This window comes from Pirellula sp. SH-Sr6A (genome assembly GCF_001610875.1).
GTDB lineage: Bacteria > Planctomycetota > Planctomycetia > Pirellulales > Pirellulaceae > JBKCUI01.
The window spans coordinates 4,443,962-4,470,475 of record NZ_CP011272.1 but is presented as its reverse complement, the minus strand read 5'-3'; the positions used below and the strand labels follow the sequence as shown (position 1 = coordinate 4,470,475).

Sequence of the window (26,514 nt, the reverse complement as noted above, 5' to 3'; positions counted from 1 at the left end):
ATTATCGTGTTAGAGTCGCAGGGGAGAGGGCAGCTCGAAGTTGTTCTCCTTCTACGTCGGCTACACGCCCCAGCAAGTCTTGCAGTTGTTGATTCCAATCGGATTGCCGCTGGTTCATCGTTTCCTCCATCGCCAAGGTGCGACGGCGCAGATTTTCGCCCTCTTGAGAGACTAGCGATTTTGCTTTGGATTGGGTCGCTTCCAATCGCTCCTCGATGGACCGATTCCACTGTTGCTCAAACCAATACACCAACGGAGCGATCTGCTCAACGGGTATGTCCCAGGTACCATCGCCCTCTACCGAGGAAGCTGACTCGATTGCAATCATCTCCTCCGGGGGGAGAAGTGTCGACTCTCCCTCGCGTTGGCTCAGTTTGGGCAATCGATTCGAGATCCAGCGACTCGACAAAACAATCTTGGACTGAACTTGGTCTCCATCCCAGTTGCGTTGAAGACGGATACGCGTGTCGGTCATCTCGCGATCCACGGAGATTCGAAGGGATGACGTCGTCGCATCGGGCGTTAGCTTTTCTGCCAGTCCACTGGTGTGGGCTCCCATTTCAGGGACAGTCGAGGGTGCGGTGCCTTCAACACCCCACTCCATTTGGATTCGAGCGCAGTCGGCAAGAGATCCAGCGGTAGGATTCACCACTTGAATCACCATCGGTTCCCGTGTGCCCGCGTGCTCCATCGCGCCGGAGATCCTGCACTGCAGGATTTGGGAACGTCTCGGTCGCAGGTCTGGCAATAGCAGATCTTGATCGATCGAATGAGGGCCTATGGAGGAGTGCGATGACGATGCGATGGGCGAGTTAAAAAACGATCCGACCGCAATCTGCAGTAGCTTCGTATACGGTAGTAACTCCCGTTCCGCATCCGCGACCGATTGTCGTACGGACTCTTCCAAAAGCAAGGTGGTTGCGATTTGTGGCTTGGGGATCGCTTGCTGCAAGGCTTGGATCGACTCGCTCAATGAAGTGATGGTCGACTCGCATGCCTTCATCCCTTGCTTTCTCTGCAATCGTTCTTCCGCGAGGAGCTGCTGGATATGGTTGGCCTCCGACCGGATTTGTTCCAATCGTTGCGAGGCGCGGAGCGGATTAGGCCTGTGGGCGGGATCGTGAAATGCCGCGATCTCGGAGCGCAATCGAGAAATCCGTTCGTCAATCGACAGCGAACGGGACTGGCATTTCTGTTCCGATTCCTGAATTAGACTTCGAGCCGAATTCAATTGCGATTCAAGCGACGACTCGAACTTGCTGCAGGCCGAACGAAATGCCACCAGCGATTGATTGGTTTTGGCAACGTGGTTGGTCGTGAGGACATTTGCGTCTTCCGAACGGTCGCTATCCATTGGCGAGAGTGTGATGAGAAAGCCTTTTCCAACCATCGACTCGACGACGCTGTCGCGATACCAAAGGCTTTCGCGGTCGAGTTTCAAGTCGACTTGATTGCCCTGGATGCACAGATCGGGGCGTTCGATACGAACGCCGAGGAGCGATAGACCAGCGCGCGGCAAAGAGACTTCGACCTTGGCGATCGAAGCCTGCGCGTTCCAGGATTGGGCGACCCGCTTCGCAATCGAATCGGACAGCACAGGCCCGATGCTAACGACTCCGGCCCCCAAAACGAGCCCGATGGTTAAAGCCTTGCGACGCCAACTCATGCAGTCTTCTCCGGTTCCTTGCGAGCGTCTCTCGAACCATGAATGTGTTTGAGAAGGTGTCGAAGAGCTTCTTCTTTGGATCCAGGGTGGCTGATGATATGCGTTTTCGATTTGGCGAGCGTGTCGGGTGGCAACGGATGCCCAGCATCGGAACGAAGCGTGCCTGTTTCGGATGGAAGTGATCCATTCGAAGGAAAACGGGCTGCGAGGGAGGTGGCTTGGTTCATAGGGTTCGTGATGAGTTGGGAATGAAGGTGCGACTCCTCGAAGTCTGGATCCGATCCGTCGACCGTTCGAGGTCGTTTGTAACGAACAACTTCAATAAACGTTTCATGGAGGACACGCTCGATTTGAGGCGTTTCCGTTGCGTTCTCGAGCACTCGCTCCAATTCCTCCATAATCGCCAAGGCTTCTTCTCGCGATGAGATTCCATCGGAGTAAGAAGGGCGGATAGAGGGCGCGTCGGAGGATGGAGAGATCGCAGCCTGTGTCATGGGCCTCGATAGATACGCGTCTCCAGTGGAGGGGGCAGGTGTAGATGCGACCGATTCCTCCACCCGTTTCCCGGTTCGCTTGGGACGTCGTACGTTGGCCGCAGCAAGTTCGATAAACTCAAGTCCCATTTCGGTACGAGCCGCTCGAAATGCGATCCATCGCGCGGCATAGTAATGCGGGAGCCATAGACAGACACCGAGGGTCAGCCCCCCCGTGACAAGAGTATTCTCCAGGCGAGTCCAAGGGAGCAACGGCCATTGGTACATTTGGGAAACAACGATCCCAACAAGAGGCATCCCGAGTACTTGCTTTCCGATGCTGTGAACCCAAGGATCCGACAGGGGGCTCATCAGCAAGCCGAGTGTCGCAAACGCGCAAGCGATCAAGTGGTGAACAGGGAGCATTGCTATCGCGATTAGCAGACCGAGAGCGACGAGATTGTCTTTGGGGATCAGTCCCAATACGATGCCAAAGGAAGCTCCCGCGGCAATGGCTTGGGGGGTTCGGTGCTCGGATAGAAGCTTACCCCATGCCGTCGATTTCTTCTCCGTCGCAACATCTACCATCTGGTGAAACCGTGGCTCGCTCGCGTCGAGGTGATGACCGTCCAAAATCGTCTACTCGTTCAACATCGGACCGGATATCCGAAAAATCGAGCAGAACTGGCGCTAATCGCGGAAATCCAACCAGGCAATAATGCTAGCGATTTCAGGTCCGAATCGATTGCAATTCGAGCCACCGAGACAAGCGCGCCGGTCCATGGGGTACAGAGAATCATTGTTCTAAGACAGAACACATCACGATGGAAAATACCTTGTGCCTCGGTCCCTTCCGTGTTTCCCTTGTTTTCATGTTTCTGCTTTCCATCACTCCTGAGGCTGAATGATGTACCCGGTGCGCGGTGTTGAGCCAGACAGATTCCCGGACAATCGCTACCCATGAAATTCACGTTGCGTAGGGGATAGGTTTCGACTGGTTAACCTAGCAAGCTACGGAGTGCTTCTGCTCGCTGCCCGGATTGCAGCATCTGGAGACACTCCCGCAAACGGTCGAAGTGATGGGGCAGAAAGGGGATGGGCGTTCCTTTCGGGGGGATTTGCGGTACGAGCAGGGCCTCGATTTTGGACATCAATTGTTCAATCGACATCGGGTCATGAATCGATACTTGCACGCCCGGATGCGAAACACTAGGCAAGTCGCAGTGGTCGTTTGCAAGATCGCATTTGGTTAGCACCAGGAGAAATCGTTTTCCCAACGCGCACGCGAGGATCCGTTCGTGCTCGTCGGACCATCCGGTATCGCGGGGGACAAGGAGAAGAATCGCATCCGCTTGAGAAACCGCCTCCAAACTGCTTGCGACGCCGCGCTGCTCGATAGCGTCGTCCGTTTCTCGTACGCCCGCACTATCGGTGAGCACGACCGGCCAACCACCCAAGCTGGTTGATTCGGGAATCAGATCACGGGTCGTGCCTGCTGACGCGTGGACTATCGTCCGATCGTAGCCGAGAAGCTTATTGAGCAGACTGCTTTTGCCTGCGTTGGGCGGACCGGCCAGGACGACCTTCCAAGGTTCGACGAGGTGGAGGCCGAGGGGTTCCCAGCGCAGCAAGTTCTGGAGGCAGGTTTCCGCGTCGGCATCGCGACTTTGTAGGATCGCTGTCGAGATTGATTGGATTTCGCGAGAGAGGGCTCCCCTCGCTTGATCGATTAAAATTCGAGTCACTGCGAGGGAGCTCGCGTGCAATAAGCAACGTGTCGCTTCCATGGAGAACGCATCGGACTCGAAGAACTGAAACGAATCGACCGGGGACTCGATTTCGAAACCGTCGTGCGAGAGCGAGTCGAGGATGGCGTTTGATGCGCTAGGCCCTCCGTGGCAATGGAGTTCAAATCGCTCTTCGGCTGTCCGACATAGGACAATGGATTCCCCAGCGGATGCGTCGTGCTGAGGGAAGAGAGATCCGTAGCGAATGCGGTTGAGCGCTGGAGCCTTTTCGACCGAACCTAGGATTGGGCGCCAATGCGTCTGCAGCCATCCCCAAGCCTCGGGACCTTCGACGATCAATACGGCGATCGCGGCGGGTGCGGAGGAAGTGATCCGGTAGGCACGGGAAGGGGGATTTGTCATCAAGGGTTCCGCTTGGTTTTGGAATGGGCGGTGTCCGACGTACTTCGTCCAGGCAGATCGGAGTGGCGATCTGCGAGCTTAACGGAGGGACGATGTATCGCCTACATGTCGGTTGCTGGCGACGAGATATTTTTCGGCATACGAAGCGAAGTTGTCGAGATTGGGTGGAAAACCAAGGGAGTTGGGAATGCCATCCAATCCCTTTAGGATTCCCTTTTACGCCGTTGCAAAAACGGGGATGAAAAGCTGCGAATAGGGGTGAACTTCAAACCGAATCGGTCGATCTAGACATACCTACTCGTTTGGAGCATGATGCCAATCGAGCAGGGATGTGATGGATCAATTGTTCTTTGTAAGGTTCTTCTTTTGTGACTCTCAGTTCGGCCTCAGCGGAGCGAACGCCAACCGCTATTTTCTTTTGCGCTACGACTTACTTTGTTCATTTTTTGTCGTTGGGATTTAGTTCGTTCCCGCTTCAAACGCACTTGCGAACGCAGCTAAGTCCGGCGACGGCGAGCGTGTTAGCGGGATTGATTCCCATCGCTGCGTGCACGACCTATTTTCTGTTCCGCTTTGCAGAATCAAAAGGTTGGATGCACCAACCTCAGCGCGCGTTGTTTGTTGCCGCAATCGGAGTGGCGATGATGCAAGGGATGCTAGGGTTTCGATTGGAGGCAATCGCGGAGGGGAGTGCTTTCTTTGGGCCGGCGATCGATGTGGCTCTGTGTTTGCTCCTCCTCGGGGCGGCTCAATCGAGTGTGATGACGTTGCTCAATCATATTGGCGTCGCGACGATGGGCTCGCTGGCTTACACGGTTCGAGCAGCGGGATCGGCTGGGTACATGTTTGCCTTGATGGTGATGGGGGCGATTAGCGCCGAGTGGTTTGTCGTCGAGAAGCATCACTTGTACGTTGGCTCCGTCGTAAGCGCGATGCACTGCCTGCTCGCTGCGGGGGCTTGGTGGCTGGTGCCGATCGCGGAAAATGAACCGGCTCCCCCAACGGCATCCGCAACAGGTCCCGTTACCTCGTCCTTAAGCTGGGAATGGATCGGATTGCTGGCCCTCGTGTGGCTGGTTGCCATTTGCGAGATGTCGTATGGGTTGTACTCGCACGAGTTTCTGACGAAGACCTTCGGCGGGTTGGGGTATTTTGTTTTTGCGGGAGCGGTGGCGATAGAAATTGCCCTTTTGATGGCGATGCCCCTGTTTCCCCGTTTGAAGAGCAGGCTTCTTTTCGTCGGTCCGCTTGGGTGGATGATCTTGTTCGCGGGGTGCGTGACGGCGATGACCGGCATTCCCGCGTTGGGGTGGTGCGGATTGTTCCTCGCACTGAATTGTCCGTTCCAAATCTCGGCGAACGAACATGCCCATCGCATGAGGCCGTCGGTGATGGGTGTGGCATCCATGACGCTCGCACAGTCGCTGGGCTACATCACGGCAGCGGGACTAGCGTCCGGGATCGCCAAAGGTTCGGAGGGATTTCTCCGAGAGATAGGATGGAGCGTTCCCGGGATGCCCGCGCCGCTGTGGGCGACGGTATTCCTCTCCGCCGCGGCCGCGTTAGCGTTAGCGCTTCGAAAACTCGCCCGCCAAAACACGTCGCTCGATATCCACGATTTTGGCCAAGCGAGCTGCGTGGCGGGGAGCGGGGCTGTAGCGAGCATTCAGGAAGGCACGAACGATTTCGAAGGCGACTTCCGGCCCGATGACGCGAGCACCGATGCACAGGACGTTCATGTCGTCGTGCTCGACCCCTTGGCGGGCCGAGTAAGTGTCATGGCAGAGGCTAGCCCGGATGCCGGGGAATTTGTTGGCCGCTACACTTACACCGACTCCCGAGCCGCAAACCAAGATCCCTCGATCGATCTCGCCCGCGATCATTTTGGTAGCGACCGCCTCGGCGAAGTCCGGGAAATCGCATGAATCGGAGGAGTGTGTTCCGCAGTCGATGACCGACACGGCCATTCCCTCCAGCATCGTTCGCACTTCGTTTTTCATCGAAAAACCGGCGTGATCACCTGCGATGGCGTAACGAAGGGTGGATGATTGCCCCATGGGTATTCACTTGCTCCGTTTTCGACGAAGCAATCCGAGAGTCGCTGTTGCTGGGAAAAAGAAAGACTGATACACTCTCAGCCTTCGTGTTTTCTGATTTTTCCGGGTTTGCTTTGGGCAGGTCCGTCAGGAGACGAGTACTCTAACCCCGCCGCGTCGCAGTCCGTTTCAAAACTTTATCGCCAAGAAGGAATCCCGTAAATCGATCTTTTGTCGGTTGTAGTTTCTTTCCTATGCGTCTAGGTCGACTCCGATCGCGTGCCTATTCAGGACATCTCTACGCATGGTCAACCGCACTCTTATCCGCTCTTTGGAAGATGATCTCTTAGAGCAGGAACTCGACATGATGTTCGGCGATACCGCCGAAGAACTCATTCTCGATTCGCTCGAAGATGCAAACCGACAGTTCGACGTCAACCAAATCGTCGAAGGTAAAATCGTTGAAATCAACGATGAATTCGTCGTTGTCGACGTCGGGTTCAAGAGCGAAGGTGCTATCCATAAAAACGAATGGGAAGAAGGGGAGCCACCCCCGCAAATCGGTGACACCGTCAAGGTTCTGATCGAAGAAGTCGAAGATCAGCACACCGCTCCCGAAGATTCCCGAGCGATGATCAGCCTCAGCAAGAAGAAGGCTGAAAAGATCATCCAGTGGGAAAAGATGATGGCCTCGGTCCAAGAAGGCCAAGTCGTTACCGGTACTGTGATCCGCAAGATCAAGGGTGGTTTGCTGGTCGACATCGGCGTCAATGTCTTCTTGCCAGCTAGCCAAGTCGACATCCGTCGTCCCAACGATATCGGCGATTACATCGGCCGAGTTGTGCAGTGCGAAGTTCTTAAGATCGACGAAACCCGTCGCAATATCGTCGTCAGCCGCCGGTCCCTCATCGAGAAGCAACGCGAAGAAGATCGCGAACACCTCATGGCGGAACTCGAAGTCGGCCAGATCCGAAAGGGTATTGTCAAGAACATCGCCGACTTCGGTGCGTTCGTCGACTTGGGCGGTATCGATGGTCTGCTCCACATCACCGACATGAGTTGGGAGCGAATCGGTCACCCCACCGAAATGGTGGCAATCGATCAAGAAATCGAAGTCAAGATTCTTCAAATCGACCGCGAAAAGCAAAAGATCGCTCTCGGTCTCAAGCAAAAGCAAAACAACCCTTGGACCAACATCGCCGACAAGTATCCAGTCGGTTCCACCGTCCCTGGCGAAGTTGTCAATGTAATGAGCTACGGTGCGTTCGTGAAACTCGAACCGGGCATCGAAGGCTTGGTGCACATCTCCGAAATGTCATGGACCCGCCGTATCAACCATCCAAGCGAGATGGTACAGATCGGCGACAAGATCGACGTCAAGATCCTCGGTGTCGATGCCCAAGGCCAACAGCTTTCTCTCGGTATCAAACAAACCCAAAGCAACCCTTGGGATGTGGTTTTGGAGAAGTACCCCGAGAACGCAGAAGTCACCGGCAAGGTTCGCAACCTCACCAACTACGGTGCCTTTATCGAACTCGAAGAAGGGATCGATGGTCTCCTCCACGTTTCCGATATGTCGTGGACCCGCAAGATCAGCCATCCGAGCGAAGTTCTCACGAAGGGACAAGTGGTCAAGTGCCGCGTTCTCAGCGTCGATCAAGCTCGCCGCCGAATCGCGTTGGGACTCAAACAACTCGACGACGATCCATGGAATACCACCATCCCTGCCAAGTACCAACCAGGACAGTTGGTGAGTGGCAAGGTGACGAAGATCACCAACTTCGGCGTTTTCGTCGGATTGGAAGATTCGTTGGAAGGTCTCCTTCACATCTCCGAATTGGCTGACCACAAAGTGGAAAACCCAGAAGATGTTGTGAAGGTGGGCGACGAAATTGAAGTGAAGGTTCTTCGAGTCGATAGCGACGAGCGAAAGATTGGACTCTCTCGCAAACGAGTCGATTGGTCCGAAGAGCAAATGCAAGCTGAAGCGGAAAAAGAAGCGCAGCAAGCGGCATCGGCAGCCAAGTCGGAAAAGCCTGCCGTCGAACTCAAGGGTGGCCTCGGAAGCGATGGTCCACTCATCGGCCCGCCAACCTAATCCGCCGTTCGCATTGGCATCTCCGGATTGCCATTCAAATCAAAAAAGGCCTGGGAAAACTCCCAGGCCTTTTTGTTTGGTATTGCCCGGGAGGTTTCTCGCCAAGGCGCAAAGACGCAACGGGAAAAGGGTGGGAATCGAATCGAAATAGAAGGTCATAGTCGGGGCAGCAGATTCCCGCAATGAAAGAGGTGGTTCGGACATGCGGGACGGAAGACACTCCGGTCCATTCCCTCTGCGAGCTTCGCGCCGTTGCGAGAAACTTCCTCTCCCTTCCCGACTTGCTACCCCCAGAAAGATGGGTGCCTGCTATTAAGAGCTTGCCCGGGAGGTTTCTCGCCAAGGCGCCAAGACGCACCAGGAAGAGGATGGGAATCGAATAGAAATAAAAGGGAACAGCCGGGTTCCGTAGATTCTCGCAGCGAAACGAGGTGGTGCGAACGTGCGGAACGGAAGACACTCCGGTCCATTCCCTCTGCGAGCTTCGCGCCGTTGCGAGAAACTTTCTCCTTCCCTCCCGAGTCACGACCCCCCAAAAGATGGGTGCCTGCTATTGTTAGTCCGAGGGTTTCTCGCCAAGGCGCTACGACGCAACGGGAAGAGGATGGGAATCGATTAGAAGTAGAAGTGGAAAGCCGGGATGCGCGGATTCTCGCCACGAAACGAGGTGGTTCGGACATGCGGAAGGGAAGCCTCTCCAGTCAATCCTCTCTGCGAGCTTCGCGCCGTTGCGAGAAACTTTCTCCTCCCCTCCCGATTAGCCCCCAATCCGTGGAGGGGTCCTTATACGTCCTGCTCGATGCGATTCGCTACAATTCTGAAGTGATGACATGTGTGCGAACGACTTGAGCCAGTGAGCCAAATTGCCTTGATGGAACCCTCGTCCTCGAGGGGGGTAAGCGTTCGGCCTTCAACGACAGGGGTAATGGGATATGGAGAATTACAAGTACGAATCTAGCTTTGATGCACCGATCGATCGCGTCTATGCGGCTCTGACGACCGAATCGGGGCTTCGTGCTTGGTGGACGCACGACTGCAATGCTGGGAGTGAAGAAGGCGATCAAGTCGTCGTGCGGTTCGGCAACACCTTCAAGACAATGCAAATCGAGAGGCTTGTTCCCCGCTCAGAGATCCAATGGCGGGTTCTCGATTCATTCCTGGACGTTCCAGGCTTGTTGAAGAAAGACGAGTGGATCGGCACAGCGATCTGCATGCGCCTATCGGAGGAATCGGGATCTCGAACACGTTTTACCTTGGAGCATGTAGGGCTTACATCGAATATCGAGTGTTTCGAATTGTGTTCTGGCGGATGGGCCCAATTCCTACAGAGCCTCAAGGATTTTGTGGAGACCGGAACAGGCTCGCCCTTTCGATCAACTGCCCATATATCCGGAAGCCAAGCGGGTCGAACAACTCCGTGAGCCGGAGTACGAGATCCAGCATTTTTAAAATCCGATCTCTGCCGTGGCATGCCTGCATTCCACTCTCATCCATTTATCACGGAGAAGCCAAGTGCCACTAAAGTTTTTTCTTGCCGTGATTCCATGGCTGCTTGCATCTAATTGCCATTGCATTGCCAACAACAATTTGTTTTTGCCCGGAGACGCATTTTTTCCTACTGCCATGACAAAGGATGAGGTGAATCGGTTTGTTATGGCACGTTCAACCGAACGGACGATCACTTACGCTGCCATCGATAAACGCGGCGGCGCGTTTTGCGGTTGGGCAGGTTTCGACCGACTCCCCAAACGATAGATGCCTGCTACAAAGAGTTTGGCCGAGAGGTTTCTCGCCAAGGCGCTAAGACGCAACAGGAAGAGGATGGAAATCGAATAGAACTAGAAGGTAACAGTCGGGATCCACAGATTCCCGCACCGAAAGAGGTGGTTCGGACATGCGGAACGGAATACACTCCAGTCATTCCAACTGCGAGCTTCGCGCCTTTGCGAGAAACTTTCTTCTCCCCTCCCGACTTGCGACTCCCCAAAAGATGGATGCCTGCTACTAGGAGCTTGGCCGAAAGGTTTCTCGCCAAGGCGCTAAGACGCAACAGAAAGTGGTTGGGAATCGAGTAGAAATTGAATGGGAAAGTCGGGGGCCGCAGATTCTCACAGGGAAACGAGGCGGAAATACGTGAGGGAAGCCTCTCCGGTCCATTCCTTCTGCGAGCGTCGCGCCTTTGCGAGAAACCTTCTTCTCCCCTCCCGACTTGCGACTCCCCAAACGATGAATGCCTGCTATGAAGAGCTTGGCCGGAGAGGTTTCTCGCCAAGGCGCTACGACGCAACGGGAAGAGGATGGGAATCGAATAGAGATGGAAGGGAAAAGCCGGGTTGCGTAGATTCTCGCAACGAAAAGAGGTGGTTCGGACATGCGGAAGGGAAGACACCCCAGTCAATCCTCGCTGCGAGCTTCGCGCCGTTGCGAGAAACTTCCTCCTCCCCTCCCGACTTGCGACTCCCCAAAAGATGGGTGCCTGCTATTGTTAGCCCTAGGGTTTCTCGCCAAGGCGCTACGACGCAACGGGAAGAGGTTGGGAATCGAATAGAAGTAGAAGGGGAAAGCCGGGATCCGCGGACTCTCGCCACGAAACGAGGTGGTTCAGACATGCCGAAGGGAAGACACTCCAGTCAATCCTCGCTGCGAGCTTAGCGCCGTTGCGAGAAACTTCCTCCTCCCCTCCCGACTTGCGACTCCCCAAAAGATGGGCGCCTGCTATTAGGAGCTTGTAGCGCATCATTCGCAGTTCAAATCGTATCCCCTTGGAAATGAAACCATGGCGAACCAGAATCCCTATCAATCTCCTCACCCGGAATCACTCGCCCGGGAGGAAAAAGGGCAGGAATCTAGAAATGACAGGACGCACTATTCCCCACAATACAACGCTGCGTTTAGGACGGCGCTTCTCATTCAGTCTGCACTCGCCATACTAACCTTGCTCATTCTGGATTTCGGTCAAATGCACCGTGCTTTCTGGGTTGCGTTCCTTTGCCAATGGGCGATGGTCTGGGTAATACTCTTTCGACGGCCGATGAATCCAACTCGGTTTGACCTGTTTGTTGTTCGCTATGGAATTGTTCCAATGCTCTTCCTTGTCGGCGGAGCGGGGACTTGGTGCCTGCGATTGCTGGGCGTGCAATTCTAAGACGCGATGCACAAGGCCTTGAATGGAATGGAAGAGATGATGTTCAACCCTTGAACGACGCAACTAAACCAAAGTCGAGAATCGACTCCCGAAAAGTCGGGTGCCTACGAGTGAAAGTCTTTTTGTTCGGTATGGGTGCGGGAAGTTTCTCGCCAAGGCGCTACGACGCAACGGGAAGAGGTTGGGAATCGAATAGAAGTAGAAGGGGAAAGCCGGGATCCGCGGATTCTCGCCACGAATCGAGGTGGTTCAGACATGCGGACGGGAAGGCTCTCCAGTCAATTCTATCTGCGAGCTTCGCGCCGTTGCGAGAAACTTCCTCCTCCCCTCCCGACTCGCGACCCCCCAAAAGATGGGTGCCTGCTATTGTTAACCCGAGGGTTTCTCGCCAAGGCGCTACGACGCAACGGGAAGAGGTTGGGAATCGAATAGAAGTAGAAGGGGAAAGCCGGGATCCGCGGACTCTCGCCACGAAACGAGGTGGTTCAGACATGCCGAAGGGAAGACACTCCAGTCAATCCTCGCTGCGAGCTTAGCGCCGTTGCGAGAAACTTCCTCCTCCCCTCCCGACTCGCGACCCCCCAAAAGATGGGTGCCTGCTATTGTTAACCCGAGGGTTTCTCGCCAAGGCGCTACGACGCAACGGGAAGAGGTTGGGAATCGGATAGAAATAGAAGGTAACGGTCGGAGGCCGCAGACGAAGTAGGGCATCGCACCTACTCGCTAGTCTTCACCAAAGTCGATTTGGGAGTCGAGTTCTCCAAGATCTCATTCTTTGGATCCATGATCAGTCGCTCGTGGTATTGTTGCGAATCCATGAGCGTGAACCCGAGAAATAACGCAACGAAAATCAAGCTGCTAAAAATCGCGATGGCGTTAAGCGGCTTGTCCCAAACCAAGTGCATGAAGAACGCAATCACCAAACCTGCTTTGATGGTTGCAATGATCAATGAGAAAACGATTTCCAAATCGCCGAGGTCAAACTGCGCCTGGAATACGGTCAAAAACGTCAGACCCAACAACGCAAAAAACACGGCCAAGAGCATCCAAACCGGCATCGGGTGCGAAAACTCACCCTCAGCATGTCCATGGCCTGAATGAGAATGGGAATGGGTATCTGCCATCGAAGGTCTCGTGATTGATTGCGTTTACTAGATTGTTTTACCGAACGGGAATGGAATCAAAGTCCCCACTAGGTGATCAAGTACAACAAGGGGAAGAGATAGATCCAAATGAAGTCGACCAAGTGCCAATAAAGACCCACATTGTCAACAGGCCCGTAATACTGCGAATGGAACTCCTGGCGAGCTGCTTTCACAATCAACCAAGAAATCACTAGCATCCCACCGATGATGTGAACCGCGTGTACGCCCGTCATACAGTAGTAGATACTGAAGAACAAACCGGCCATCCCTTGGTTGTTTACCGATGCGTTGGGGATAGCTGACTCCTTAGGGTCCACGAAGACATCGTGAAGTGGGCTATTCCCCGTCGAGACTAACGCTACAGCCCCATCCGCAGCGGGTGCTGTTTCGGCTGCGACTGCGGATGCCGCAGAGCCATGGTCAGCGTCGTGATTCTCGTGTTCCCCGTCCGAATGATCTGCATGGTCCGCATCTGCGTGGGCAGCGTGAGAATCTCCGTGATGCTCGCCCCCTTCAATGATCTGTCCGAGCTTGATACCGCCAAAGAAACACAATCCCGCCACAACTAAAGGTCCAGCAACGCGCTGATGGAACTTGTTGGCCATCACCAGCGAATAGACATAGTAGACGGCGAACAAGGCCGTAAGGATGGCAGGAACAATGCAGATCGGGGTCAAGTAATCGTAATCGGAATGGTAACCATGCTCCATTTGAGCGACGTACATCCGACCTGGCAGCAAACCCAAGCTCCATTTGTGGGTGTACTCTACCGATTTCACGCCCAAGAAGATCGCAGCGCATCCGAGCGTTGCTCCCAGCATGCCTACGAGCAACTTATGTTGCTTCAACTGGGCGGCACGGACAGCCCAAGCCATGGTGAGCGAGCTGAACAAAAGAACGCCTGTGTTGATGGCCCCAAGCTTTTCGTTCAAGAACGTGCTGCAGAATTCGAAAACCTCCGGGTTGCGGTTGCGGTACAAAAGATACGCGCAAAACATTCCCGAAAAGAATAGAATTTCGGTGACCAGGAAGAGCCACATCCCGAGCTTGCCAGAATCGAACTGCTGTTCAGCATCGTCGAAGTGGTGGGCTAACCAAGAGGGATGGTCGTGATGCCCATGATCATGTCCATCCGTGTGTGTGGCTACTTCTGTCATGTTTTCGCTTATAGGATATTTTCGAATGAAACGTCGTACGAGTTAACTACTTCTTTTTCTTGTAGTATCCACCCGTCTTGCCATCGTATTCCACGTTGGCAAAGTCATAGGGATCGCCCACAGCCGGTGGGTGACTGAAGTTGTCGTGAGGAGGTGGCGAAGTGCATTCCCATTCCAATGTCGCTCCACCCCAAGGGTTCATCGGAGCTTTCTTTCCGTAGAACAGCGAGTGCAACAGCACCAACCCAGCTACCAATAGACCAAATCCCAGGATGCAAGCCCCAACGGTCGAGAGCTGGTGCAACGACTGGAACTCTGGAACGTACGAAGCATACCGGCGAGGCATCCCGCGGGTTCCGAGAACAAACTGGGGCAAGAAGGTAAGGTTGAATCCGACGAATACAATCGCTCCGGAGACAATGCCGGCCGCATCGTTGAACATCTTTCCTGTCATTTTCGGCCACCAGTGGAATAGACCACCGAGGAACGCCACCAAAGTACCACCCATCATCACATAGTGGAAGTGTGCGACCACGAAGTAAGTGTCGTGAAGGTGCATGTCGGTGGAGAGTGCTCCAAGGAACAATCCCGTCAATCCACCGATCGTGAACAGGAAGATAAACGCGAGAGCGTAAATCATGGGGGTGTTGAGAGCCACGGTCCCTTGGTACATCGTTCCAAGCCAATTAAAGACCTTGATCGCCGACGGGATCGAGACCGTAAAGGTCAAAGCACTAAACACGATCGTGGTGACGTCTGCCATTCCCGACGTGAACATATGGTGCCCCCAGACCAAAAATCCGAAGAGGGCGATCGCGATCGAGCTGTAAGCGATCATTCGGTAGCCGAAGATACCCTTGTGGCTATGAACACTCATCAGTTCGCTGATGATCCCCATCGCTGGGAGAATCATGATGTAAACCGCAGGGTGCGAATAGAACCAGAAGAAGTGTTGGAACGTGACGGGGTCACCGTTCAAAGCTGGGTCGAAAATCCCAATGCCGAACATTCGCTCCAAGGCGAGCAACAGAACCGTGATTCCCAAAACGGGAGTTGCCAAGACTTGAATGATCGAGGTTGCATACAACGCCCAGAGGAACAAAGGCATTTTGAACCAAGACATTCCGGGTGGACGCATCGTGTTGATGGTCACGATGAAGTTCAATCCGGTGAAAATCGAGCTGAACCCAAGGATGAAAACACCGATCGTCGCCGCTTCGACCGCGCTTTTTGCCTCGATGCTATACGGAGTGTAGAACGTCCAACCGGTATCGATCTGGGTCGAAAACAGCGTGTAAGCAAAGAAGACCAATCCCGTGATCCAAAGGTAAAAACTACCCAGGTTCAATCGGGGGAACGCCACGTCCTTTGTGCCCAACATGATCGGCAGGAGGAAGTTCCCCAGCGCTGCGGGAATACTCGGGATGATGAACAAAAACACCATGATCGCCCCGTGCAACGTGAACACGCGATTGTAGGTCGCGTTGGTCAACCACGCTGCCTCAGGATCTTGGTTGGGCGTCCACAAGTGGATACGGATCGCCAACGCAAATACCCCACCCAAGAAAAACGCGAAAAGGATCCCTGCCAGATACATCATCCCAATTCGCTTGTGGTCCAGCGTCAACGCCCAGCTCAAGAAACCGGACGAATGATTGAGGTAATGATGCTCGGTCGCACCGTCGTGCGTAGTCGTCGGCGCTGTTATCGGAGTCGTAACGGCACTCATGAATCTATATCCTTAATAGTCTGTCAACTCGTTGTGTTCGGAGGGTGGGACAAGCCTACTTGGCTGGTGTCCCGACTGTTTCGAGCGATTGGATAAACGCAATCAACGCATCGATCTGCTCGTCCTTCAACTGTCCTTTGTAGGAGGGCATCGCGGAGGCGGTTTCGTACCCTTTGCGGTGTGCCGCTGCTGGATTCAAGATCGACTCGCGAACGAAGTTCTCGTCAAACTTGACCTCGCGACCATCGGCCAAGGGAACTTGTTTACCCCACGAGCCATTGTAGCTTGGTCCAGGCCCCTTGGCCCCCTCAGTTCCCGCGTAATGACACCCCTTGCAAGCCTTCCGTTCGTAAAGCCACTTGCCGCGCTCGACGATGTCTTCAGGCTCCTTCACCAGCTCCGCTAGCTTGGCCGCATACTTCTCGTCGGACATTACTTCGACCTTTGTGATCATGGTCGAGTGGTTGTCTCCGCAATACTCGGTGCAGAACAAGTCATAGATGCCTTCCTTGGTCGGGTGGAACCACATGTACTGGTATCGCCCCGGCACGACGTCCCGCTTGGCCCGGAAAGCTGGCACGAAGAAGCTGTGCAAGACATCCTTCGACTGCATCGTCAACTTGATGTCCTTGCCCACGGGCAAGTACAACACAGTGCTTTCGGCCCCGTTTTGCTTGTATTTGAAAGACCAATTCCACTTCACCGCCGTTACGGCGACATCGACGGTGTCATCGGGCATCCGGGTCATATCCAAGAACCCAATCATCCCTTCCCAGAAAATCCATACGACGATAAACGTCGGGACCACTGTCCAAGTGATTTCCAAAGGGGTGTTGTGAAGAGCCTCTGGCGACCCTTTGTAGCCCGGCCGCTGACGAAATTTCACCATGAAATACAACATGGCAATCACGATCGGCACGAAGAACAAAATACTGATCCAAAGAATCGCCATGTACAAGAAATCTACTTGTTTGGCGAAAGTCGATGCAGCTGGCGGAAACCAAAAACCGGCTGCTTCATCGGCTAAAAATGTGAAGTTCATACTACGCTTTGGGTCAAAAGGAACGGGCGCTTCGCGACGCCGGATCTCTAAAGTGTACTCAATTCGGAAAAAGCAGACGCGTGACGAATTGTCACTCCCGTCGCCATTTCCACCGTGTTATCCGCGTACCAATCGGAATTGTTCACTCGCTTTGCACGCCCGAGGACGGCGGCGGCTGGGACCCAGCGGACTGAGCTTGCTTCCTTTGCCGCGAAAGCCAAAAAGGAACTAAACCGATCAAGCCAACCACCACGAATCCCCCCGCTGTCACCGACAGGAGTATCCTAGCGCTGGCGGAATATCTGTTCTCGTTCGCATCGTAGTGACTGCACCACAACACAAAACGATCAAAACTACTTCCAATCTTTCCTTCCCCTGCCTCGATCAACGCCATTCGGAGAGTTTCCCCTCGAATGAAGCCGACTTCGTAAAGGTACCGCGTGATCCTTCCCTGAGGAGAGATGAATATCGCAGCTGCAGAGTGATTGAATTGCTTGTTCTTGGCGTCGTAGGTGTACCGGAACCCAACGGAGTCGGCCAACCGTACGATGTTGGCCTCGCTGCCCGTCAGAAAAAACCAGCCCTCGGCCGAGTGGTGATTCTCTAAATCGTCCACGTATCTGGCGCGTGTACTGGCTGCTTTTTGGATGGACTCACTCGGATCGATACTGAGGGAGACCATCTTGAAGTCCTCACCCAGCTTGATCCCGCTAACATCGTTGACCCCTTGAATCATCCCGTTGAGTTGGGCGATGCAAAGTCCAGGACAATTGCTGTAATTCAACGTTAGCAGAATCGGCTTTTTATCTTCCAGCAGTTTTCGGAACGTAACCGTCGCCCCACGGTGGTCTGCGAACGACAAGTCGAGAGGTATCTCCCCATCCAACTTCTCGTCCACTCCGACGCCGATCAAGTTCTTCGGAATCTCATCCCGGAAGTCTGCACAGGCACCGCCCGCGCAGCAAACAGCGAGCATCCAAGATGCAACTGCTAGGCTTCGGAGAGTGTTTGAGAGGCTGACTATCAAGGTTTTGGACCCGTCCTACTTCTTGGAATACTCCTGGATGACCAATTTCTTCGCTTCGTCAATGGGAATCATCAACACGTCCTTCACCGCCCCCGGTGTCGCCGAAGCTTCGTCGAGGACTTGACCCTTCTTGTAACCGTTCAGGGTCGCAATTTGTTCACTCTTTAGCTGCCCAGGCGTGTCCGAGCTTCGGTTTTCCTTGCGGGCGTCCTCGTAATTCACCATGCTGTAGGTAAGTGCTTGCGTACCTTGCAAAACAATCACCAACACGACGATGCTCAGGACCGTTGCGTAAGCGATCATGTTGGTGTTCAGGTCGTCGTAACGTGCCATGTTCTTATCGTTGAATTAAAGGAGCGGATTGGTGTAGGTGAGAGCTTCGGGCAAACGAGGGTCACGCATGGCAACCAAGGGTACGCCCGATGACCGGATGATGAAAAATGCGGAAAGCATCAGGAGCATTCCAACGCCCCCTACAAAGTGGCCCACCAGCGGCAATACCGGGAGCCCACCGGGTACGTTTGGCATCACCAAATAGGTCATATCCATCCAGTGGACGACGATCAGCCAGCAAGCCCAGAAGTACAGACCGGTTCGATGGCGACGAACGTGGTGGCTCATCAATCCAAGGAATGGGATGATGAAGTGGACGAAAATGAGTCCATACGAGAAGTACTCCCATCCCCCCATCAACCGAACCTTATACCAGTAAGTCTCTTCAGGGATGTTACCGTACCAGTACAGAAGCAATTGGGAGAAGGCGATATAGGACCAAAACATCACGAATCCAAACATGAATTTGCCCATGTCGTGGTAATGCTCGGTCGTTACCAGGTTCTTTAGCTTCCCAGCATTCTGCAAATTCATGCAGAGCACGACCATCATGGCGAAAAAAGCCATCATGCTCGCGGAGAAGATGTACACACCGAAAATCGTGCTATACCAATCGGCGTCAATGCTCATCACCCAATCGAAGGCTGCGAAGCTCGCAGTCAACGAGAAGATCATGACCATCGGGCCTGCCCACTTTTGGCGATCGATCGACAACTCCACATCGCCTGTCTCATCCTGCGCGCGACTCTTGTTGAAGTACCACAGAGCGATACCGCTCAAGAGACCAATGTAGAGAACCGTTCGGAACGTGAAAAACCCGCGTTCCAGGTATCCGACCTTCGCACGAATGACGGAATTCTCAATCGCTTCCGCGGATTGATTCCATTCGTAAAGGCTGATGTCGTTGGCGAACAACATCAGGAGGACTGGAACAAACAAAACGGCCGACCAGGGAAGAACCGCCATCAGGATCTCAGCCACACGCCGGATGGATGAACTCCATCCCGCTCGTGTGAGGAACTGGATCAAAATGAAAAACAAAGCACCGAGCGAAAAGGAGAACAAGAACATGAAGTTCGACAGGTACGAATGCATCACGTACTTCGTCGCCGAAACCCCCGGCACGTTCGCCGACTTGCCACCCACGAAGCAAAGTCCAGCTCCCACTACCAAGCAGATCAAAGCAGCGGAAATCAGGAGCGGCGCCTTCGCCTTCCAGGTCTCTGGAATCTGTACGGTTTCTTGGTCGTATTTCAAACTCATGTTTATGGTCTTCGAAACGAATTCGGTTAGGTGCGTCAAGTACCAGCAATCGGGGAAGGCAACTACTTTGCCGGGTCAGCAGGATTCGCAGCAGCAGGAGCTGCAGGTTCGGCGCTAACTGCCGGAGCCACGGACTGAAGCTCCGATCGCTTGTCCACTGGAATATCGTCGATGCTCGCGTTACGTGATTTCTGCAAAGCCTTCACATACAAGGCGACCGCCCAACGTTCCTTTGGAGTCAAGGATGCCGCGTACCCAGGCATCTTCCCTTGACCCTTCGTGATCGTGTGGAAAATCTGGCCGACCGGTTGTGCCCGAACACGATCGATGTGCATGGAGGTTGGTGGGAGCCAGTACCCTTGAGCCAAAGCGTCTGCACGCTTGTGGACCAAGCCATCGCCGTAACCCGTGTAGCCGTGGCAAGCTGCACAATAGGTGCGGAATTTGGTCTCTCCCAGTTTCATGTTCGCATCGTTCGCTTCGATCGGGAGCTCCTCTAACCATGGCAACGCGAGAGCGCCTGTCGCTGCAGCCGGAGCTGCTTGGGCGGCTCCGCTTGGAGCATTGGCGGGTGCTGATGCCGGTGCACTATCGGACGCTGTTCCGGCGGCCGGTTTTTCGCCGTCTTGGAGAGAAACGAGCCGGGCAGCACCCGCAGATGCGGTCGTAGCTGCTAGCTTCTCGGGATCATATCCAAGATAGAACGAATCGGCTTCTTCCAATTGGCCGCGAGCGATCGTTCCGGCCACCTGTGGACGCATGGTTCGACCGTCAGCGAAAATAGTGGTAGTCTGCTGTGCCTTCTTCTTGGGTTGGAAGTCCATGTCAAAGAAGACATGGAACCGCGGCTTGGTGCTGTATCCAGCTCGCATGTTGAGGACGATCATCGCTGGAATCAAACCAGTCAAAACCAGCAACAAAGCACCGAGCCATACAGCCTTGGGCATCGCTGCAGGGGAGGCGTCTTCGATGACCTCTTCCAAATGATCGGGGGAGGCTCCAGCGAGGAGTTCGCGAACCGACTCGCGGTTGTAGTACTTGTCCTTGGCACTCACATACAAAAAGAACTTATCATTCGTCGCCCGGTCGAACCGGGGGTTGGTGAATACCGGATTGCTGAATCGAGGCAATCCATTCAGGGCGATCATCCCAAGAAAGGTGGAGAACGCCGAGAACAGGATAGTCATTTCAAACGCGACAGGAATCGACGCCGGAGTGATCCCAAATGGCTTGCCCGAGATGATGTACATGTAATCGACCCCGTTCGTCCACCACTGCATCAGCAGTGCCAGACCTAGGCCGGTCAATCCGCAGCACAATACAATGAATGGCAGCTTGGTCGGCTTGATCCCGAGCGCTTCGTCGATCCCGTGCACCGGAAACGGCGTGAATGCGTCCGTGTCGGTGTATCCGGAATCGCGAACCTTGCGAGCCGCCTCGAGCAACTTGTACTCGTCGGAGAACTCCGCCATCCAGCCAAACGCTCGTGGGGGTCGGTTCCCATTCGTTGTCTTTGGCTTGTGATCACTCATAGTTTGATCGTTAGGTATCGGTTAATAAATGGATTGGTAAGGTGGGGTTTGTCGAAGACACGCCCCTCGCGTTCATTCGGAACGACTAGTGGTGGTGACCGCCGTGGCCGTTGCCATGACCATGTCCCAGCAATGCGGCTTGGGCATGCTCGGAATGCTCGGTGGAGGACATCACACCCTTCACTTCTGACATCGCAATCGTCGGCAAATAACGGCAGAACAACAGGAACAGGGACATGAAGACCCCAAAGCTTCCGAAGAACATCAACCCGTCGAAAATCGTGGGTTTGAAGTAACCCCACGAACTGGGCAGAAAGTCCCGGCTGAGCGACGTAATCGTGATCACAAATCGCTCGAACCACATTCCAATGTTCACGAAGATCGAAACGATCACCATCAACAAAGGAGTCGTGCGTATTTTCTTAAACCAAAACAGCTGGGGCGAAATAACATTGCAGGAAACCATCGTCCAATATGCCCACCAATAAGGCCCGAAAGCTCGGTTGAGGAACGCGAAGCCCTCGTACTGGTTCTGACTGTACCAAGCGATAAAGAATTCCGTGCCGTACGCCAAACCGACCAGCGACCCGGTTGCCAGGATGATCTTGTTCATGTTGTCGAGGTGCCGAAGCGTGATCAGGTTCTCAAGCTTGTATATCTTTCGGACCGGTACCAACAGCGTTACCACCATCGCAAATCCCGAGAAAATTGCCCCGGCGACGAAGTAAGGTGGGAAAATCGTCGTGTGCCAACCAGCGACCTGCGAAACCGCGAAGTCGAAACTAACGACCGTGTGAACCGAGAGAACCAGCGGAGTCGCCAACGCTGCCAACAACGTATAGGCCTTTTCGTAACGGAGCCAATGACGCGAGGATCCGGTCCAACCCAAACAAAACAAACCGTAAATGAATCGCTTGAAAGGACTCTTCGCCCGATCTCGGTAAGTCGCCAAGTCGGGAATCATCCCCATGTACCAGAAAACCAGCGACGTCGAAGCGTACGTACCTACCGCGAAAACGTCCCACAAAAGCGGGCTGCGGAACTGCGGCCACATCCAAAGGTTCAAACTGGGATAAGGCAACAACCAGAATGCCAACCACGCTCGACCGACGTGGATACCTGGATAAATCGCTGCACAAACGACCGCGAAAATCGTCATCGCTTCCGCAGCGCGGTTGATGCTCGTACGCCAGTTTTGACGGAACAAGAATAGAATCGCCGAAATAAGCGTTCCTGCGTGGCCGATACCGACCCAGAACACGAAGTTCACGATCGGCCAAGCCCAGAAGACTGGGTTCTGGTTACCCCAGATACCGACCCCTGTGAAGATCAAGTACCCGATCAAGGACAAGAACATCACCGCCGTGACCGACGAGAATCCGAACAGCACATACCACAGCATCGGCTGCGGTTGCTCCGCAACGCGGCAGACCATTTCGGTAACCGAGCTGTAGGTCTGATTCCCCGTGATCAGCGGAGATCGTCGCCCTGGAATATCAACGGTGTTGTCAATCTCGCGAGGGTTGTACGAAGTACTAGCTATGGTCGCCATGGTCACCGGATTCTTGTGAGTGGTCATTCGAATGTCCGTGGCCATGGCCTGGACGGTTCGGATTGATTTGGATTGAGGTGGCTAGACGCTTGGGAACGTTGCGAATGCGGGACAGATACAACGTTCGCGGCTTGATGTTGATCTCTTCGAGAACTGCATAAGACCGTTCGTCTTGATGCATCTTGTAAACCCGACTCGATTTGTCATGCAAATCGCCAAAGACAATCGCTTGGGTCGAGCAAGCTGCTTGGCAAGCCGTGATGACGTCCCCGTCGTGGATCCGTCCATCCCCCTTGGTCTTCGCTGTGATCTTGGCATTCTGGACGCGTTGAATGCAGTACGTGCACTTTTCCATCACGCCTCGACCACGCACCGTTACTTCTGGGTTGAGAACCAGCGATTGCAACTTCGCAGATGCCTGCTCGCGTTTGTCCTGCCAGCCGTAGAAGTATCCGTATTCGGTGTTGTAGTTGAAGTAGTTGAATCGACGCACTTTGTAAGGGCAGTTGTTACCGCAATACCGGGTTCCGATACAGCGGTTGTAGGCCATGGCGTTGATCCCCTCTTCCGTGTGGACCGTAGCGGCCACCGGGCAAACTTGCTCGCAAGGAGCTGTCTCGCAGTGCGCGCAAGCCATCGGTTGGGTCACGATGGTCGGGTCGATCGGATCCTTGAAGGAACCTTCCTCGTAGGTGCGGTCGAAATCGCACTGGAAGTACCGGTCGATTCGGAGCCAGTGCATCTCCCGGCTGCGGATCACTTGCTCCTTGCCGACGATCGGAATGTTGTTCTCGGACTGGCATGCCACAACGCAGGCGTTGCAGCCGATGCACTTGTTGAGATCGATCGCCATCCCCCACTTGTAATTCTCGTCGACCTTGGGTTCCTTCCAAAGGGACTCGTTCTCGAAGTGGTGCTCGACAATCTCGCCAGTGAAGCCAACGTTTTTTTTGTACTCGTCCAGCGTTCCTTCTCGAACCAACTGGGGAGAACGTTTGGCGTTCTCTCGCATTCCACCTTCGTCTTCGAGGGCGAAGTGGTCCTGCGTCGTCGCGAGAGGGTAAGGTTTGGTCGTGTTCTTGACTTGCACGCCGGTGTACACAGCCGCTTGATTCCAGCGTCGGAATGAAGCCAAATTCGTGCCGACCGCGCTGCCAATCACCCCGGCTTTGTTCTTGGTACGCCCGTACCCCGTATTGAATGTAAACGATCCTTCGGCATGGCCAGGGATCAAGAAGATGGGAAGCGTAACTTTGGAGTCGCCTGCGGTGAAGATGGCCAACTCGCCATGCTTCAACCCGAGCTTCCGAGCGGTTCCAATCGAGCAAAATGCAGCGTTGTCCCAAGTCAACTTGGAAATCGACTGAGGAAGCTCTTGCAGCCAACCATTGTTGGCCAATCGCCCGTCGTATACACACTCACTCGAGCGAACTACCACCTCGAGTTTGTCCTTGTTCAACGCCAGTTGAACGACGCCATCGGGCAACTCGTAAGCGGTCGTGGAAACTTCCCCGGCCGACAATGCCTTCGCGTCGGTTTTCAGCTCCCCTTCAAAGGACTTGGCTTGGCTTCCTGGAAGGAATCCGCTGTGGAGCACCTCTTTCCACTGCCGCTCGGAAAGGGAACCGCCAGCAATCTGCTTGGCCGTTTCCATCACAATCTTCTCACCGGCTGTTTCCGGTAAATTCGCCAAGATGGCGAGCAATTCGATGGCAGACTTACCTTCCAACAATGGGGAGATCATCGGCTGCCCCACGCCATAGGTACCGTCGTGCGAACGAACGTCCCCCCAAGCCTCTAGGGGGTGGGTGGCGGGAATCGACCACGTGGAAAGATCCGCGGTTTCGTCGTCGTGATTGGCCCAATAAACCGTGTTGCCAATCTTCTTGATCGCATCGGCCAACGCGACATCGCCCGAGACCGTGTAGACCGGGTTGAATGCAACGATCCAAAGGGATTGGAACTGGTCGGCCCGATTGACGAAATCATCCAATTTGATCGTCTCAACGGAAGCCATCTCATCGGCGACTTCCGTTAGCAAAATTGTCTTGCCGATGTTTCCAAGCTTCGCATTGATGCGGATCGCCGCGAGCTGAACGTTCAGGTCCAAGTGCGAACCGACGCATAGGACCGCTTCACCCTTATGGCTGAGCAAATCGGAAGCGATCGATTCAACAACGCGTTGCACCTTTTCGTCGTCGGTCAAACGGTTGAAGGTCTTTTCCTCATCCTTGTCTTCAACAATCGTACCCTTGTCGATGGCCTCCTCGATTTTACGGAGGAACACGGGAATTTGGGATGATTGCAGAGCAAGTCGGAAGTCGGATGCTGTGCCGGTCACCGAGTATTGGGGCTCGATGCTGTAGAGCCGGTTCATCCACTCCCCATCGGGAGAACGGTGGTTGGTGAACTGTCGCGAATAATGGACCGCATTGGGATCCTCGCCCAAGATATCCGCGTCGAGCGCCACGATAATCTTGGCGGTATCCAAATTAAAGGACAGCGACGCATTGCCAGCACCGACGGCGTCCAACGCCTTGGATACCTTGCCCGAGTAGATGGACTCGTATTTGACAAAAGTCGCCTTGGGCAACTTCGCCTTTACATCCGCCAAAGTGCGACGCATCGATGGGCTTTGGGTGGGCTCGAAAACAATCGCCAACCCTTCACCGCCGTTCGCCTCAAGCTTCGCTCGTTCTTGAGCCACATACTTCTCGAACGATTCCCAAGCCGCGACGCGATTTTTCGCTTCATCTTTGTCAAAAGACTCGGGAGCAACGCCTGGCTTCGAACGAAACAAAGGAGCAGGGATGCGATCTTGATCGTAGAGGGACAAGATCGAAGCTTGGGCGAAGGTGCTCGTACCAGCCGATCGCAGCTTCGCATTCTCAGCAAAATCCTTTGGCTGGGAATTGGCGTAGGTCGGGTGGTCGGGATTTCCGTCCACCTTGATCGGCCGCCCTTCGAGATTGGTAATCAACGCATTGACTACTTCGCCGGCGAACTCGAAGTTCGTTGCAAAGAACTCGGGCAATCCGGGGACTCGTCCCTCCGGACGCATGACAAAGGCGGCGACCTCCTCCCGGTTGTACCGGCATCCCGCCAAACCGCCGAGGGCCAGCGACGCCCCCATCATCTGAATCCAACGACGCCGCGAAACTCCTTCGGGGAACTCCGAAGCAGCCTGCGGGAACTCGCGGGTCAGAAATTGTTCGAACTCGGGAGTCTTTTGAAGCTCGTCGAGACTACGAAAATAACGCTGCTGATGATCTAGACCGGTGAAGCTCATCGGTGACACACCGCACAGTTGGTTTGAGGTTTGATGTTGTTTTCTTCAATGAGCTTCTTGCCCAAAGCAAGTTGCTCTTCCTCGGAGCCGGCGCTCCAAGCCAAGTTGGTCACTTCTTCGACCGGTCGGATGTGGGGCGCTGGATTGCGGTGGCAATCGATGCACCAAGTCATCGACTGGTCTTTCGCCTGATAAACCACTTCCATCCGGTCGACACGACCGTGGCAAGTCACACAGGAAACCCCTCGCGCGATGTGAATGGAGTGGTTGAAGTAGACGAAGTCTGGAAGACGGTGGATCCGGACCCAGTCGACCGATTCCCCTGTTCGCCAGCTCTCATGAACTGGTTTGAGCTTGGCGCTCTCCGAGTGCACGGCGGAAAGCGAGGGAGAACCAGCCGAAGTCTTCGGACTGTGGCAGTTGATGCAAGTCTGCGTGGCAGGGATCGTCGAGTGGGCAGACTTGTCGACGGAGCTGTGGCAATAGCGGCAGTCCATTTTCAGTTCGCCCGCATGGAGGGCGTGACTGAATGGGACGGGCTGTTCGGGGCGATAACCTGTGTTGAGCGTGACCGGGCTGGTCGCCCCCAGGAACAATACGCCGGCATAAGCGCCGCCACCCGCGATCAACACGCCGAGCAGAGCCAAAAGCTTGTTGGTCCACCTTGGGAACAAGAATCGTTGCATGGTCATACGGTATCTTTTCTCTAGTGCATGTCAGGACTGCGCGTTCCAGGGGTGCCGTCGAAGGCTTCACGGACAGCCGATAACCTAGATGGTCCGGATCGTAAAATCCGAACGATCCGCGCGTTTTTCCAACATGGTTTCGCGAATTTCGCAAGAGTTTACAAACTACCCAGAAGGAGCGAAAGGGATGC

The 26,514-nt window shown here is 54.4% G+C and carries 20 protein-coding genes; 3 read left to right on the top strand and 17 right to left on the bottom strand.

What is annotated here, in order from left to right:
- Nucleotide 1: 1 nt before the first annotated feature.
- The 6 genes from VN12_RS17125 to VN12_RS17100 all read right to left on the bottom strand — a co-directional run bounded on the left by VN12_RS17125 (nt 2) and on the right by VN12_RS17100 (nt 6,268).
- Nucleotides 2-1,666: a hypothetical protein gene (locus tag VN12_RS17125; RefSeq protein WP_146677979.1), complete on the bottom strand. Its 1,665-nt coding sequence runs from the start codon at nt 1,664-1,666 to the stop codon at nt 2-4.
- Nucleotides 1,663-2,727: a hypothetical protein gene (locus VN12_RS17120; protein ID WP_146677978.1), complete on the bottom strand. Its 1,065-nt coding sequence runs from the start codon at nt 2,725-2,727 to the stop codon at nt 1,663-1,665. The genes VN12_RS17125 and VN12_RS17120 overlap by 4 nt, the downstream gene beginning before the upstream one ends.
- Before the next feature lie 410 nt (nt 2,728-3,137).
- Complete coding sequence (locus VN12_RS17115; protein WP_146677977.1) at nt 3,138-4,289, bottom strand: GTPase; 1,152 nt, start codon at nt 4,287-4,289, stop codon at nt 3,138-3,140.
- A 656-nt stretch (nt 4,290-4,945) separates the two neighbouring features.
- Entirely contained in the window at nt 4,946-5,194 is a 249-nt protein-coding gene (locus tag VN12_RS17110) for a hypothetical protein (protein ID WP_146677976.1), read from the bottom strand.
- Entirely contained in the window at nt 5,191-5,697 is a 507-nt protein-coding gene (locus VN12_RS17105; protein ID WP_146677975.1) for a hypothetical protein, read from the bottom strand. Before VN12_RS17105 ends, VN12_RS17110 begins: the two co-directional genes overlap by 4 nt.
- A 160-nt stretch (nt 5,698-5,857) precedes the next feature.
- Nucleotides 5,858-6,268: an RpiB/LacA/LacB family sugar-phosphate isomerase gene (locus VN12_RS17100; RefSeq protein ID WP_240491441.1), complete on the bottom strand. Its 411-nt coding sequence runs from the start codon at nt 6,266-6,268 to the stop codon at nt 5,858-5,860.
- Nucleotides 6,269-6,629: 361 nt separating this feature from the next.
- On the opposite strand from VN12_RS17100, the gene VN12_RS17095 reads away from it, so the two are divergent.
- The 3 genes from VN12_RS17095 to VN12_RS17085 all read left to right on the top strand — a co-directional run bounded on the left by VN12_RS17095 (nt 6,630) and on the right by VN12_RS17085 (nt 11,568).
- Nucleotides 6,630-8,423, top strand: a complete 1,794-nt coding sequence (locus tag VN12_RS17095; RefSeq protein ID WP_146677973.1) for a 30S ribosomal protein S1 — start codon at nt 6,630-6,632, stop codon at nt 8,421-8,423.
- Between the two features lie 932 nt (nt 8,424-9,355).
- Complete coding sequence (locus VN12_RS17090; protein ID WP_146677972.1) at nt 9,356-9,844, top strand: SRPBCC family protein; 489 nt, start codon at nt 9,356-9,358, stop codon at nt 9,842-9,844.
- Nucleotides 9,845-11,199: 1,355 nt separating this feature from the next.
- Complete coding sequence (locus VN12_RS17085; RefSeq protein WP_146677971.1) at nt 11,200-11,568, top strand: hypothetical protein; 369 nt, start codon at nt 11,200-11,202, stop codon at nt 11,566-11,568.
- 716 nt (nt 11,569-12,284) lie between these two features.
- Here the strand turns inward: VN12_RS17085 and VN12_RS17080 are convergent.
- The 11 genes from VN12_RS17080 to VN12_RS17030 all read right to left on the bottom strand — a co-directional run bounded on the left by VN12_RS17080 (nt 12,285) and on the right by VN12_RS17030 (nt 26,329).
- Nucleotides 12,285-12,692, bottom strand: coding sequence for a cytochrome C oxidase subunit IV family protein (locus VN12_RS17080; protein ID WP_146677970.1), 408 nt, complete (start codon nt 12,690-12,692; stop codon nt 12,285-12,287).
- Nucleotides 12,693-12,760: 68 nt separating this feature from the next.
- Nucleotides 12,761-13,870 carry a cytochrome c oxidase subunit 3 gene (locus VN12_RS17075; RefSeq protein WP_146677969.1) on the bottom strand — a complete coding sequence of 370 codons (1,110 nt, stop codon included), beginning with the start codon at nt 13,868-13,870 and terminating at the stop codon, nt 12,761-12,763.
- A 46-nt stretch (nt 13,871-13,916) separates the two neighbouring features.
- Nucleotides 13,917-15,599: a cbb3-type cytochrome c oxidase subunit I gene (locus tag VN12_RS17070; protein WP_146677968.1), complete on the bottom strand. Its 1,683-nt coding sequence runs from the start codon at nt 15,597-15,599 to the stop codon at nt 13,917-13,919.
- Between the two features lie 55 nt (nt 15,600-15,654).
- A complete protein-coding gene (coxB, locus tag VN12_RS17065) occupies nt 15,655-16,641 on the bottom strand; it encodes a cytochrome c oxidase subunit II (RefSeq protein ID WP_146677967.1) in 987 nt (328 codons plus the stop codon).
- A 142-nt stretch (nt 16,642-16,783) separates the two neighbouring features.
- Entirely contained in the window at nt 16,784-17,617 is an 834-nt protein-coding gene (locus VN12_RS17060; protein ID WP_146677966.1) for an SCO family protein, read from the bottom strand.
- Between the two features lie 66 nt (nt 17,618-17,683).
- Nucleotides 17,684-18,001, bottom strand: coding sequence for a hypothetical protein (locus VN12_RS17055; RefSeq protein ID WP_146677965.1), 318 nt, complete (start codon nt 17,999-18,001; stop codon nt 17,684-17,686).
- Between the two features lie 15 nt (nt 18,002-18,016).
- Nucleotides 18,017-19,264 (bottom strand): quinol:cytochrome C oxidoreductase, encoded by a 1,248-nt coding sequence (locus VN12_RS17050; protein WP_146677964.1) that lies wholly within the window; start codon nt 19,262-19,264, stop codon nt 18,017-18,019.
- Nucleotides 19,265-19,326: 62 nt separating this feature from the next.
- Nucleotides 19,327-20,796, bottom strand: coding sequence for a quinol:electron acceptor oxidoreductase subunit ActD (locus VN12_RS17045; protein WP_146677963.1), 1,470 nt, complete (start codon nt 20,794-20,796; stop codon nt 19,327-19,329).
- A gap of 85 nt (nt 20,797-20,881) precedes the next feature.
- The gene (nrfD, locus tag VN12_RS17040; RefSeq protein ID WP_240491178.1) at nt 20,882-22,375 is read right to left on the bottom strand and encodes an NrfD/PsrC family molybdoenzyme membrane anchor subunit; all 1,494 of its coding nucleotides are present in this window, start codon (nt 22,373-22,375) and stop codon (nt 20,882-20,884) included.
- The gene (locus VN12_RS17035) at nt 22,332-25,637 is read right to left on the bottom strand and encodes a TAT-variant-translocated molybdopterin oxidoreductase (RefSeq protein ID WP_146677962.1); all 3,306 of its coding nucleotides are present in this window, start codon (nt 25,635-25,637) and stop codon (nt 22,332-22,334) included. The genes nrfD and VN12_RS17035 overlap by 44 nt, the downstream gene beginning before the upstream one ends.
- Entirely contained in the window at nt 25,634-26,329 is a 696-nt protein-coding gene (locus VN12_RS17030) for a cytochrome c3 family protein (RefSeq protein ID WP_240491177.1), read from the bottom strand. The genes VN12_RS17035 and VN12_RS17030 overlap by 4 nt, the downstream gene beginning before the upstream one ends.
- Nucleotides 26,330-26,514 lie beyond the last annotated feature (185 nt).